This is a genomic window from Kosakonia sp. CCTCC M2018092, from assembly GCF_003864115.1.
Lineage (GTDB): Bacteria > Pseudomonadota > Gammaproteobacteria > Enterobacterales > Enterobacteriaceae > Kosakonia > Kosakonia cowanii.
Map to the genome: position 1 here is coordinate 577,908 of NZ_CP034225.1, position 13,627 is coordinate 591,534.

10 protein-coding genes are annotated in these 13,627 nt (G+C 55.8%); 4 read left to right on the forward strand and 6 right to left on the reverse strand.

The annotated features are described in order from the left end of the window. Positions 1 to 51: 51 nt before the first annotated feature. The 3 genes from EH164_RS02830 to EH164_RS02840 form a co-directional block, all read right to left on the reverse strand. Positions 52 to 1,017, reverse strand: a complete 966-nt coding sequence (locus tag EH164_RS02830; RefSeq protein WP_124967215.1) for a TerC family protein — start codon at positions 1,015 to 1,017, stop codon at positions 52 to 54. 240 nt (positions 1,018 to 1,257) lie between these two features. Beyond that, on the reverse strand, positions 1,258 to 2,256 hold the full coding sequence (locus EH164_RS02835; RefSeq protein ID WP_124967216.1) for a Gfo/Idh/MocA family protein: 999 nt from the start codon (positions 2,254 to 2,256) through the stop codon (positions 1,258 to 1,260). Between the two features lie 82 nt (positions 2,257 to 2,338). After that, a complete protein-coding gene (locus tag EH164_RS02840; protein WP_023480715.1) occupies positions 2,339 to 2,830 on the reverse strand; it encodes a M48 family metallopeptidase in 492 nt (163 codons plus the stop codon). A 70-nt stretch (positions 2,831 to 2,900) separates the two neighbouring features. Between EH164_RS02840 and rlmG the strand changes: the two genes are divergently transcribed. Further along, positions 2,901 to 4,031: a 23S rRNA (guanine(1835)-N(2))-methyltransferase RlmG gene (gene rlmG / locus EH164_RS02845; protein WP_124967217.1), complete on the forward strand. Its 1,131-nt coding sequence runs from the start codon at positions 2,901 to 2,903 to the stop codon at positions 4,029 to 4,031. 436 nt (positions 4,032 to 4,467) lie between these two features. Here rlmG and EH164_RS02850 read toward each other — a convergent pair whose 3' ends face one another. Together EH164_RS02850 and ygjG are read right to left on the reverse strand one after the other, a co-directional pair. Beyond that, positions 4,468 to 6,489: an FAD-dependent oxidoreductase gene (locus EH164_RS02850; RefSeq protein ID WP_124967218.1), complete on the reverse strand. Its 2,022-nt coding sequence runs from the start codon at positions 6,487 to 6,489 to the stop codon at positions 4,468 to 4,470. A 282-nt stretch (positions 6,490 to 6,771) separates the two neighbouring features. Next, positions 6,772 to 8,151, reverse strand: a complete 1,380-nt coding sequence (gene ygjG / locus EH164_RS02855; protein WP_206430689.1) for a putrescine aminotransferase — start codon at positions 8,149 to 8,151, stop codon at positions 6,772 to 6,774. Positions 8,152 to 8,581: 430 nt separating this feature from the next. Between ygjG and EH164_RS02860 the strand changes: the two genes are divergently transcribed. Together EH164_RS02860 and EH164_RS02865 are read left to right on the forward strand one after the other, a co-directional pair. Then, the gene (locus tag EH164_RS02860; RefSeq protein WP_124967220.1) at positions 8,582 to 10,102 is read left to right on the forward strand and encodes a PAS domain-containing methyl-accepting chemotaxis protein; all 1,521 of its coding nucleotides are present in this window, start codon (positions 8,582 to 8,584) and stop codon (positions 10,100 to 10,102) included. A 431-nt stretch (positions 10,103 to 10,533) separates the two neighbouring features. After that, positions 10,534 to 12,096, forward strand: coding sequence for a methyl-accepting chemotaxis protein (locus tag EH164_RS02865; RefSeq protein WP_124967221.1), 1,563 nt, complete (start codon positions 10,534 to 10,536; stop codon positions 12,094 to 12,096). On the opposite strand, the gene EH164_RS02870 is transcribed toward EH164_RS02865, so the two are convergent. Then, positions 12,093 to 12,605 (reverse strand): PadR family transcriptional regulator, encoded by a 513-nt coding sequence (locus tag EH164_RS02870; RefSeq protein ID WP_124967222.1) that lies wholly within the window; start codon positions 12,603 to 12,605, stop codon positions 12,093 to 12,095. The two genes, EH164_RS02865 and EH164_RS02870, sit on opposite strands and share 4 nt — an antisense overlap. Positions 12,606 to 12,843: 238 nt before the next feature. On the opposite strand from EH164_RS02870, the gene EH164_RS02875 reads away from it, so the two are divergent. Further along, positions 12,844 to 13,614: a siderophore-interacting protein gene (locus tag EH164_RS02875; protein WP_124967223.1), complete on the forward strand. Its 771-nt coding sequence runs from the start codon at positions 12,844 to 12,846 to the stop codon at positions 13,612 to 13,614. The last annotated feature ends 13 nt before the right edge of the window (positions 13,615 to 13,627 follow it).

Sequence of the window (13,627 nt, forward strand, 5' to 3'; positions counted from 1 at the left end):
AGGGCGCGATGAATCGCCGCTCGCCGGGGTGGCAGAGCGGCGATTTACGGCTTACGCGCGGTTTTTCTTGTCGTTCTGGTAGTTAACCCAGCTATTAATCAGCAGCGTCAGCACCAGAATACCGCCCACCACGCCAAGGGAGATGGCGATCGGGATATGGAAGAAATCGACAATCAGCATCTTGATACCGATAAATACCAGGATCACCGACAGGCCATATTTGAGCATTGAGAAGCGCTCCGCCACGCCCGCCAGCAGGAAGTACATCGCGCGCAGCCCAAGAATGGCAAACAGGTTAGAGGTCAGGACGATAAAGGGATCGGTAGTAACGGCGAAGATTGCCGGAATGCTGTCGACGGCGAAAATCACATCGCTCAGCTCCACCAGGATCAGCACCAGCAGCAGCGGCGTGGCATACAGCAGACCGTTTTTGCGCACAAAGAAGTGCTCACTTTCGATGCTGTCGGTCATACGCAGATGGCTACGCAGCCAGCGCACCACCGGTTTATCGCCAATGCCCTTCTCATCCTCTTTCGCCAGCGCCATCTTCACGCCGGTAAAGAGCAGGAAAGCACCGAAAACGTAGAGCAGCCATGAGAACTGGGTAATCAGCCAGCTACCGGCGAAGATCATGATGGTACGCAGCACGATCGCCCCGAGCACGCCGTAGATCAGTACCCGGCGTTGCAGTGCCGCAGGGACGGCAAAGTAGCTGAACAGCATCAGCCAGACGAAGACGTTATCCACCGCCAGGGCTTTTTCAATCAGATAACCGGTTAAGAACGCCAGCGCCTGGGTATCTGCGACCGCGCGCCCTTCGGTTTGCGTCAGATACCACCAGAAGGCGGCATTAAACAGCAGCGACAGGCTAACCCACACTACTGACCAAACGGCCGCCTGCTTTATGGTCATCGTATGCGCGCCGCGACGCCCCTGAAGCAGAAGGTCGATCGCCAGCATAACCACCACGGCAACGGCGAAAACGCCCCATAACATCGGTGTGCCAACACTATTCATCACCAGATCCTCACGCAAACAAAAACGGCCAACGTCAGAAGACGTTAGCCGCTTGCCTGGTGCAGGGGGATCTCGCCTTCCGGCAAGGTCTCACTTACGTCGATAACGACGCCCGGCGACCGGGTGCTTAACGCACCGTAATGACGACCCACCGGCGAAGAAGTTACTCCCCTTTGCTGGTAACAAATTATGTCAACATATTGAGCTGGTCAATGTGTCGCCAGCGCTTCTTACGAAGCTTTACGCAGGGAGTTGGGTGCTGAGATCATCTGCCGGGAAGACGACACCGGTCTGGCGGCGGATCTCCGTTAGCAGTTTTGCCGTAATACGGCTGATCGCAAGCCCCGGATGATTGACCTCATTCTCCTCCACCAGCCGCGCGAAGGTCTCGGCTTCATACAGCATGGTGTTGATATGCTGCGGCTGCGTCAGCTCCTGCGCTTTGCCGCCACGCGGGATAAAGGAGAGCTTCTGGCATTCGGAAATCTTTTCAATCACCAGCGAACCCGCTTCGCCCTGAATTTCACTCGCCAGCACCGAATCACTCACTTTCGAGTGTTGCAGCGTGACGCTGAAATCGCCGTAATTCATCACCACCACGCCGTGCGCGTCGACGCCGCTTGAAAGCAGGCTCGCGGAAGCCTGCACGCTGTGCGGTTCGCCCCACAGCGCCACTGCTGAGGCGAGGCAGTAAAAGCCGATATCCATAATCGACCCGTTAGAGAACGCAGGGTTGAAGGTGTTGGGGTTTTCGCCGTCGAGAAAACGCTGATAGCGCGACGAGTACTGGCAGTAGTTAATAAAGGCTTTGCGCAGCTTGCCCGCTTTCGCCAGCGACTGTTTCAGCGCCAGGAAGTTCGGCAGGCTGGCGGTTTTGAAGGCTTCAAACAGCACCACCTGATTTTCACGGGCGCAGGCGATGGCGGCTTCCACTTCACGCAGGTTTGAGGCCAGCGGTTTTTCGCAGATCACATGCTTTTTATGGCTGAGAAACAGCTGCGTCTGCGCAAAGTGGAGGGAGTTGGGGCTGGCAATATAGACCGCGTCAATCGCATCGCTCTGCGCCATCTCCTCAAGTGAGGTAAAGAGATGCTCGACAGGGTAGTCGGTGGCGAAGGTTTGCGCCTGTTCAAGGCTGCGGGAATAGACGGCGGTGAGTCTGTATTTGCCCGTTTCATGGGCGGCATCGACAAACTGGCGCGAGATCCAGTTCGTCCCTATGACAGCGAAACGTATCATAAAGGCGCTACTTCTCCGTTAAAGGGTTCCGCTGTCACTCTATCACGTCAACATGACAAAACCAGTGCGCTGGCGCGCATGCTTAGCGCAAGGCGAGATGAGTCAACCACAGCCTGGTATCGAACTCGAGCTGGTGGTACTGCGGCTCCATATGACAGCAGAGCTGGTAAAAGGCTTTGTTGTGCTCTTTCTCGCGCAGGTGCGCCAGTTCGTGTACCACAATCATGCGCAGAAACGCTTCCGGCGCATCGCGGAAAACGGTGGCGACGCGGATCTCCGCTTTCGCTTTCAGCTTGCCGCCCTGCACGCGGGAAATGGCGGTATGCAGGCCAAGGGCATTATTGAGCACGTGTATTTTGCTGTCATACATCACTTTATTGACCGGCGCGGCGTTACGCAGAAACTGGTTTTTCATCTCTTGCGTGTAGTGATAGAGCGCTTTATCGGTGGTGACGCCGTGGCTGTCGGGGTAGCGTTTTGCCAGCACCTCGCCCAGACGGTTCTGCTCAATCAGCGTATGTACCTGCGCCAGCAGGGATTCAGGATAGCCCTGAAGATAGGTGAGGGTCTTCATGGTGAAATGTGTTTACATCCTTACGTAATTGAGCGATAAAACGCGCGAATTTTAGCATTGCGGAGGGTCGATGAGCCAGGTTGAGTTAAACGGACAGTCATTCACTTTAGACAGATTCCCTGTCGGCGTGGAAGAGGCGTCGCTACAGGCGTGGGATGCAGCGGATGAATATCTTCTGCAACAGGTGGATGCAGTCGATGGCCCGGTTCTGATCTTTAATGACAGCTTCGGCGCGCTGGCCTGCGCGCTGGCGGCCCATCATCCGGTGTCGATTAACGACTCCTATATTGCCGAGCTGGCAACGCAGCACAACCTGCGTATTAACGATCTCGATGAAGAGGCGGTCACTTTTCAGGATTGCCTCAGCCCGCTGCCGGCCAATCCGGCTTTAGTGCTGATCAAAATACCGAAACAGCTGGCGCTGCTTGAGCAGCAGCTGCGCGCTCTGCGTGACGTGGTTACGCCGCAGACGCGAATTATCGCCGGCGCGAAAACCCGCGATATTCACAATTCAACGATGGCGTTGTTTGAAAAGATCCTCGGCCCGACCACCACGACGCTGGCATGGCGCAAAGCGCGCCTGATCAACTGCACCTTTAACGCTCCTGCGCCTGTTGAAACCTCGCTGCTGGCAAGCTGGACGCTGGACGGTACGCCCTGGACCATTCACAACCACGCGAATGTTTTTTCCCGCAGCGGGCTGGATATTGGCGCACGCTTTTTCCTGCAACACCTGCCGGAAAATGTAGAAGGCGAGATGGTCGATCTCGGCTGCGGCAATGGCGTGATTGGCCTGCAACTGCTGGCGAATAACCCGCAGGCGCAGGTGCTGTTTGTTGATGAGTCGGCCATGGCGGTCGCCTCTTCGCGTCTCAACGTGGAGAGCAACCTGCCAGAGGATGTGGAGCGCTGCGAGTTTATGATTAATAACGCGCTCTCCGGCATCGAGCCGGATCGCTTTGCGGCGGTGCTCTGTAACCCGCCGTTCCATCAGCAGAGCGCCATCACCGATCATATTGCCTGGCAGATGTTTAACGATGCGCGCCGCTGCCTGAAGTATGGCGGTGAATTACGTATTGTCGGCAATCGTCATCTCGACTATTTCCGCAAGCTGAAACGCGTGTTCGGCAACTGCGAAACCGTGGCCACCAACAATAAATTCGTGATCCTCAAATCGGTTAAAGTGCGCAAAAAGCGCTAACCGACCGCGCCATAAGCCCTTTGCCGGATGGTGGCTCACGCCTTATCCGGCCTACAACTTCTCAAACACGTAGGCCTGATAAGCGCAGCGCCATAAGCCCTTTGCCGGATGGCGGCTCACGCCTTATCCGGCCTACAACATCTCAAACCCCGTAGGCCTGATAAGCGCAGCGCCATCAGGCATTTTGCCGGATGGCGGCTCGCGCCTTATCCGGCCTACAACATCTCAAACTCCGTATGCCTGATAAGCGCAGCGCCATCAGGCATTTTGCCGGATGGCGGCTTACGCCTTATCCGGCCTACAACCTCTCAAACACGTAGGCCTGATAAGCGCAGCGCCACCAGGCGCTTTGCCGGATGGCGGCTCGCGCCTTATCCGGCCTACAACGTCTCAAACTCCACAGGCCTGATAAGCGCAGCACCATCAGGCATTTTTGTTAAATGGTTAACGCCAGCTGGGTGCCCTGGGCTATCGCCCGGCGGGCATCCAGCTCCATCGCCACATCGCAGCCGCCAATCAAATGCACCGGTTTACCGGCTTCGCGCAGCGGTTCGGCCAGCTCGCGTCGCGGCTCCTGGCCTGCACAAATCACCACATTATCCACCGCCAGCACCTGCGGCTCGCCGCCGACCAGAATATGTAAACCCTCATCGTCGATCTTCTGGTAACTCACCGCCGGGATCATCTTCACCCCGCGCGACAGCAGCGTGGCGCGGTGGATCCAGCCGGTGGTTTTCCCCAGCCCGTCGCCCGGCTTGCTGGCTTTGCGTTGCAGCATCACAATCTGCCGTGGGCTTTTCGGCAACTGCGGCCCTTCCGGGCGCAGGCCGCCGACCTCATTCAGGCTGGTATCAATGCCCCACTCAACGCAGAATTCAGCGATATTCTGGCTGGTTGACTCGCCCGGCTGGCTTAAATAGACCGCGGTATCAAAGCCGATCCCGCCGCAGCCGACGATCGCCACGCGCTCGCCGACCGGCGCTTTATCGCGCAGCACCTCAAGATAGTTCAGCACTTTCGGATGATCGATGCCGTCAATAAGCGGCATGCGCGGCTCGATGCCGCAGGCGAGGATCACCTCATCAAACAGCGTCAGCATGCCGGGATCGACGCGCTGATTGAGGCAGAGCGCGACACCGGTTTTGTCGATCATCCGCCGGTAGTAACGCAAGGTTTCATAAAACTCCTCTTTACCGGGGATCTGCTTGGCGACGTTAAACTGCCCGCCGATCTCTGCCTGCGCATCAAACAGCGTTACGCTATGCCCGCGCGCGGCGGCATTCACCGCAAAAGCCAGCCCGGCAGGGCCTGCGCCAACCACCGCGAGGTTTTTCTTCTGCTCTGCCGGGTAGATCGGCATCAGCGTTTCATGGCAGGCGCGCGGGTTGACCAGGCAGGAAGTCACTTTGCCGTAGAAGATCTGATCCAGACACGCCTGGTTGCAGCCAATGCAGGTGTTGATCTCCTCTTCCCGGCCGCTCTGCGCTTTGCTTAGCAGCTCCGCATCAGCGAGGAAAGGGCGCGCCATTGACACCATATCCGCATCGTCACGGGCCAGGATCGCTTCGGCCACCTGTGGATCGTTAATGCGGTTGGTGGTGATCAGCGGGACATTGACTTTGCCTTTCAGCTTACGCGTCACCCAGCTAAACGCCCCGCGTGGCACCGGTGTGGCAATGGTTGGGATCCGCGCTTCGTGCCAGCCGATCCCGGTATTGATAAGCGTGACGCCTGCCGCTTCAACGGCCTGCGCCAGCGCGATGGTCTCATCCAGCGTGCCGCCGCCCTCCACCAGATCGAGCATCGACAGGCGATAGATCAGGATGAAGTTCTCCCCGACGCGCTCGCGGATCGCCCGCACCACCTCGAGTGGAAAACGCATCCGACGCGCGTAATCACCGCCCCATTCATCTTCCCGCTGGTTGGTACGCGCGGCGAGAAACTGGTTAATCAGATAACCTTCCGAACCCATCACCTCGACACCGTCGTAACCAGCCTGTTGTGCCAGATGGGCGCAGCGGGCGAAATCCTCAATCAGGCTAAGAATTTCATCATGGCTCAGTTCGTGAGGTTTGAAGCGATTGATCGGCGCCTGAATGGCGGAAGGGGCGACCAGGTTGGGCTGAAAACTGTAGCGCCCGGTGTGCAGGATCTGCAGCGCAATTTTACCCCCCTCCTGATGCACCGCGTCGGTAATGTGCCGATGGTGCGGCAGCTGGCTGATGTCGTTCAGCACCGCGGCACCCTCCATTGTCACGCCGGAGTGGGCGGGCGAGATGCCGCCCGTGACAATCAGCGCCACGCCATGACGAGCGCGCTCGGCGTAGAAGGCCGCCAGCCGCTCTGCGCCGTCCGGGCGCTCCTCCAGACCGGTGTGCATCGACCCCATCAGCACACGGTTTTTAAGCTGGGTAAAACCCAGATCCAGCGGGGCGAACAGCGACGGGTAGTGGCTCATGCTCTCTTCCAATGTAAAATTATTGTTATGTGGTCGGATGAGTTCTACTTTAGCCGCCGCGGCAACAGAAGGGAAAAGCGGGAGCGAATGATTGTGATGGAATTCAAAAAAGTGCGGGGAGAGGAAATGCCGGATGGCGGTTACGCCTTATCCGGCCTACGGGGAGTGCTGTTTATAGGCCCGATAAGCAAAGCGCCATCGGGCAAAATGCCGGATGGCGGCCACGGGTGGGGGGTGTTTGTAGTTTGTAGGCCCGATAAGCGAAGCGCCATCGGGCAGGGGTTACACCGGCTCCACCGAGACGCGCAGCGCGGACAATGCCTCGCCTGCGGCGCGCAGCACCTGCTCGCACTGCTCAACGGTGAGCGTAAGCGGCGGCTCGATACGAATGGTTTTCGCATTATTGAGCGTACCGGCCACCAGCACGCGCTGGCGGAACATCTCGCTGGCAAAGTTGTACCCCGTCTCGTTATTGACAAACTCAAGCGCCATTAGCATGCCGCGCCCGCGCACATCCTGTACCAGATCGGGATAATGACGCGCCAGCGCACGGAAGCCATCCAGCAGCATGTCGCCTTTCTGCTCCGCCTGCGCTGGCAGGTTCTCTTCCAGCAGCACATTGATGGTCGCCAGTGCCGCCGCACAGGCCAGCGGATTGCCGCCAAAGGTGGTGGTGTGCAGAAACGGGTTATCAAACAGTACCGAGAAGACCTCTTCGGTGGCGATGGTCGCGCCAATCGGCATCACGCCGCCGCCAAGGGCTTTGGCTAGACACATAATGTCCGGCTGCACGTTTTCATGCTCGCAGGCGAACATCTTGCCGGTGCGCCCCATACCGGTTTGCACTTCATCAAAAATAAGCAGCGCGCCAAACTCATCACACAGCTTACGCACCGCAGGCAGATAGCCCGGCGGAGGCAGGATCACGCCGCCTTCACCCTGAATCGGCTCGAGGATCACCGCCGCAACTTCATCCCCGGTTTTCTGCCCTTCGCAGAGCGCCGTACGCATGGCATCGATATCGCCAAACGGCACATGGTGGAAGCCCGGTAACAGCGGCATAAAGGGTTTACGGAAGGTCGACTTCGCCGTCGCCGAGAGCGAACCAAGGGATTTACCGTGGAACGCGCCGCTGGTGGCGATAAAGGAGAATTTCCCGCGCGGAGATTGATACGCTTTCGCCAGTTTCAGTGCCGCTTCGACGGACTCCGTGCCGCTGTTGCTAAAGAAGCTGTATTTGAGTTTGCCGGGCGCGAGCGCCGCCAGCGTTTTTGCCAGCATCGCCCGTAGCGGGTCGAGAAGCTCCTGGCTGTGCAGAGGTTGTTTGGCGAGTTGGTTCTGTACGGCGGAAACGACAACTGGATTACGGTGCCCCACATTGAAAATACCAAATCCACCCAGGCAATCTAAAAACTCCACTCCCTGGGTGTCGACAAGCGTATTCAGACTGCCTGCTTGCCACTCTACGGCTCCGTAATCCCCGCCGGCAGTTACAGATTTGCGATACTCTAAAAACCCCGGGTTAACATGCTCTTTAAAGTAATCCACCACCTCTCGGTTTAAAGCTTTCATCTCCTCATGATCAAGCGTTCGCTTCTCAATGAGATTCAGGGCGTGAGCGCTGCACGCTAAAGCGGATGCGCTGGAAGGTAACCTGTTCAAAATAAGCTCCAGGAGTCGCGTATCACATGATACTGATTAAAGTATTGCAGGGATTACGCCACTTCGGCGGTGGGCAGAGAAATCGGGATAAACGCCAGGTGAAAGCCAAATCGTGCAAGATTTAATCATGCCGCCTGGGCAAAAAATAGGTTACAGCATTGTTAAAAGAGGCGTCGCAAGAGAGCGAAAAAGCCCTTTGCGCCAAAAAAGTGCGTCGAGTGCATGAAAATGGGGCATAACAGGTAAGCTTAACGAAGTGTTTTCAAGCTGAAACTATTAAAATCAATATCTTAACAAACCTATCAAAATCAGGGTTTTCTGCCGATTTGCGATCTAAATCAAATTTAACAACTAAAGATAAATTCATTATCGCCGAAATAACATTCGCAATAATTTTTTCACGGCAATATAACCTGCACAGGACGCAACCATGTCTTCTCCTCTTTATGTCAGCCAGCGCAACTTTCCGCTGGACGATGACGCCACGCTGATGTCCACCACTGATACGCAGAGCTACATCACTCACGCTAACGATGCGTTTATTCATGCCAGCGGTTATCACCTCAATGAGTTAAACGGCCAACCGCACAATGTTGTGCGCCATCCCGATATGCCGAAAGCGGCATTTGCCGATATGTGGTTCACCCTGAAACAGGGCGAACCGTGGAGCGGTATTGTGAAAAACCGCCGTAAAAATGGCGATCACTACTGGGTGCGAGCGAATGCCATTCCGATGGTGCGTAACGGCGAAGTGACCGGCTATATGTCGATTCGCACCCGCGCAACGGAGCAGGAGATCGCGGCAGTCGAGCCGCTCTACAGCGCATTAAATGAAGGAAGCAGCAAAAAGCGTCTGCATAAAGGCCTGGTGCTCGGTAAAGGCGTACTCGGGAAAGTGGCCACGCTGCCGCTGCGCTGGCGCGCGCGTAGCGTCATGACGCTGCTGTGGGTGGCGCAGCTAGCGGCGCTGTGGTTTACCGGCGCGCATCCCGTGTCGATGCTGGTCAGTACGCTGGTAATGGTGCTGGGCGCGCTGGCGTTTGAGTGGCAGATTGTTCGTCCGGTCGAGAATGTGGCAAAGCAGGCGCTAAGTGTGGCAACAGGCGATCGTAATAGCGTCGATTTCCTCAACCGCAGCGATGAAGTAGGGCTGATCCTGCGTTCTGTCGGACAACTGGGGCTGATGTGCCGCTGGCTGATTAATGATGTCTCTGGCCAGGTTAGCAGTGTGCTTAACGGCAGCGAAACGCTGGCGAAGGGCAACGATGATTTGAATGAGCGTACGCGCCAGACGGTGGTTAACGTGCAGCAGACCGTGGCGACAATGGGCCAGATGGCCGCGTCGGTACAGAGCAATTCGGAAACGGCGTCTGCGGCAGACAAGCTCTCCAGCTCCGCCAGCAACGCCGCCGCTCACGGTGGTAAAGCGATGGAAACGGTGGTGAAAACCATGGATGAGATTGCCGACAGCACGCAGCGTATCGGCTCCATCACCGCGCTGATTAACGATATCGCTTTCCAGACCAACATTCTGGCGCTGAACGCCGCAGTTGAAGCCGCACGGGCAGGGGAGCAGGGCAAAGGCTTCGCGGTGGTTGCCGGGGAAGTTCGTCACCTGGCCAGCCGCAGCGCGAACGCAGCGAATGATATCCGTAAACTGATTGATGCCAGTGCCAGCAAAGTGCAGTCCGGCTCCGACCAGGTTCATGCAGCGGGCCGCACGATGGATGATATTGTGGCTCAGGTAAAAGATGTCACCGCCTTGATTGCCCAGATTAGCCAGTCTACATCTGAGCAGGCGACGGGGCTTGCGGATCTGACGCGCGCCGTGGCGGAGCTGGATGCGATTACGCAGAAAAACGCCGGGCTGGTTGAACAGAGCGCGGAGGTGTCGTCAATGGTGAAACAGCGCGCAGGTCGGCTGCAGGACGCGGTTTCCGTATTGCATTAAGAGATATTTAATTAAAAAAACCGCCGCCTCTGCTGGCGGTTTTTTTATTTTTGCTAATGCATCTTCATGTTAATAATTTATTCTTAATTGTTACTTTTTTATTAAATGATATTTTGTTAGCGCCGGACTCAATAAAGTAGTTAGCTTGAAATTTAATTTCCAATTAACTCTAGTTAACTCCCATTAATATATCCATGAAATAATAAGAAAACGAAACAAATAACGATCAATGGAGCTAAATTGATAGCTCCTGGCTATCCAGCGGTCAATTAATTTAATAAAAAAACGATCAAACTCATAAAGTTAGCATTTACGTTACCGATAACGTCTGGTGGCGACAGGGTTTCCATTCGCGCCGGGGACTTAAGCGTGCCTTCTGAATTAGGGTTCAAAGCTTTTGTCAGCAAGACATTCAAATCCACGGAGAAGATATGTTTTTACATGATGTAAAAATCGGTACGAAATTATTTCTGGCATTCGGATTCTTTATTGTATTGATGGTGGTGAGTTCCTGTTTCTCGCTTTTTAGCCTTAATCGTGCCAACAACGGTATGCAAGAAATTGTGCATGAGGATTATCCCACGACCGTTAAAGCAAACCAGCTGATTGATAATTTCCAGACGTTCGTCAGTACGCAACAATTAATGCTGTTAGATACGGATGGCAAATGGTCGGCTGATTCTCAGAAAGAACTGGCAGCCATCAGCGCGCGTATTACGACTTTACTGGCAGATTTATCGAAGAACCTGCGCGACGAGCAGTCGCAGCAAATCCTTGCTGATATTCGCACCGTGCGCCAGCAGTACCTCGACTCCCGTTTTCGTATCCTTGATGCGGTAAAACGCAACGATCGCCCGGCCGCTATTCAGGAGATGATGACCAATACCATCACTGTCCAGAAGGCCTATAAAGCGAAAGTGCAGGAACTGATCGCCATCCAGGATCAGCAGATGCGTGACGCGGGTCAGCAGGTGCAGAACGACTTTGGCTCTAACCGCCTGCTATTGATTGCGCTGGCGGCGATCAGTATTGCCCTCGGAAGCCTGATTGGCGTGGTGATCGCGCGGATGATCACTCGTCCGCTTCGCGAAGCAGTGACTTTTGCTGAAGCGATTGCCGACGGTGACTTAACCCGTTCGATTGACTCGCGTCATCGCGATGAAACCGGGACGCTGTTGCGCGCGCTGATGGAGATGAAAAACCGCCTGGTAGATATTGTGCATCAGGTGCAGAACGGTTCTGAAAATATCTCCAGCGCGGCGGCGCAGATTGTTGCTGGTAATCAGGATCTGGCGGCACGCACGGAAGAGCAGGCGAGTTCCGTTGAGCAGACCGCGGCCTCCATGGAGCAGATCACCGCAACCGTGAAGAACACCGCCGATCACACCTCTGAAGCCACCACGCTGTCGGCCGATGCCGCGACGGTGGTGAAAAGCAATGGCGAGATGATGATGCAGGTCACCGAGAAGATGCGGGTGATCAACGATACCTCTAACCGCATGTCCGATATCATCAACCTGATTGATGCGATTGCCTTCCAGACCAACATTCTGGCGTTGAACGCCGCGGTGGAAGCGGCACGTGCCGGTGAGCATGGCCGTGGTTTTGCCGTGGTGGCGGGGGAAGTGCGTCAACTGGCGCAGAAAAGCGCCTCATCGGCGAATGATATTCGCCATCTGATCGAGAGCTCAGCCAGCCAGACCCGTGAAGGGATGGCGCTGGTGGAGAAAGCCAGCGCGCTGATTAACGGTATGGTGACCAACGTCGAAGAGATGGATGTGATCCTGCGTGAAATCGGCCAGGCGAGCCGCGAACAGACCGACGGCATTTCGCAGATCAACAGTGCCATCGGCCTGATTGACTCCACTACCCAGCAAAACTCAAGCCTGGTGGAAGAGTCCGTCGCGGCGGCGGCGGCACTGAACGACCAGGCGCTGCATCTGCGCGAACTGGTGAAGGTATTCCGCCTGCGTGAAGCGCCAATGCCGGCTTAATCCAGCTGGGATATCTCCAGCGCCGCGCGGTCGATAATGCCAATTATCTGTTTAAGCTGCGCGGCGCTGAGCGCTTGCTGATTCACGCGCAGATCGAGCACGGCTTTAAAGTTCGCCAGTGCCCGTTTCATCTGCGGATCTCTGCGCAACTGATAGCCGACATTCCGTGCTTTAACCCGCTCCAGAATCTGCGCCAGCTGCTGCTGGCTCTCATCCAGCCACTGCTGACCGTGGCGCGTTATCGCAATCACCCTGCGCCCATTCTCCTCATCGCTGATAGTAATCAACTGCTGATCGCGCAATAGATCGAGAGTCGGGTAGATCACGCCGGGGCTGGGCGTGTAGTTTCCCTCGGTCAACGTTTCGATGGCTTTAATAAGCTCATACCCGTGGCTGGCGCTGTCGCGCAGCAGATGCAGTACCACCAGGCGTAACTCCCCGTGGCCGAAAAAGCGCTGCCGACGGCCGCCTTGATGTGGGTGATCGTGACTCTCCTGTGGATGGCGCATCTTACTCTCCGTCTTGATCAGATATATCTAATATATATCTAAACTCTATCTGTTAACAGGCCGGTTTAATGTATTATTTTTATCTCGTTGATAATTATTATTTTAAATAGTGGTTTTGTAATCGCGTGCTCTTAGTTGTCGCTATATCTTAAAAAGATCTTGCTTTCGCTATAAACAACAATCATTATCATTTGCACAAAGTTTAGATATATCGATTTCACATTCAGTAGGGCCGATTATGACCACAACTCCTTCACGCTATCCGCAGCGCGTGCGCAATGAGCTGCGTTTTCGCCAGTTAACCGTTTTGCGCGTTGAGCGCGCAAGCGAGGGCTTCCAGCGCATTGTGCTCGGCGGCGAGCAACTTGATGGCTTTAGCTCACGCGGTTTCGACGATCACACTAAAGTCTTCTTCCCGCAGGAGGGCGCTCCCTTTGTTCCGCCAGAGGTAACAGATGAGGGCATTAACTGGGGCGACGGGCCGCGTCCGCTGTCGCGTGACTATACGCCGCTCTATGATGCCAGCCGCCATGAGCTGACCCTCGATTTTTATATTCACGACGGGGGTGTGGCGAGCAGTTGGGCGCTTCATGCCCAGGCCGGAGATCTGCTGACTATCGGAGGGCCGCGCGGTTCGCTGGTGGTGCCGGAAGATTACGCCTGGCAACTCTATGTATGCGATGAGTCCGGTATGCCGGCACTGCGCCGTCGGCTGGAGGCGATAAGCCAGCTGGCGCTGCGCCCGCAGGTGACGGCGCTGGTAACCCTCGACAATGCCGATTATCAGGATTACCTCGCGCACCTGAAAGGCTTTGATATTGAGTATGTGATTGGACATAACCCGCAGGTGGTTGCGCAGAAACTGGCAGCGCTAACGGTGCCGGATGAGGACTATTTTATCTGGCTGACCGGGGAGGGGGAGGTGGTGAAATCCCTGAAGGCGCAGTTTGAAACGGACGCTATCGATCAGCAGTGCGTTCGCGCGCAGGCTTACTGGCATAAAAAGTAATTGCGGCCCGGCA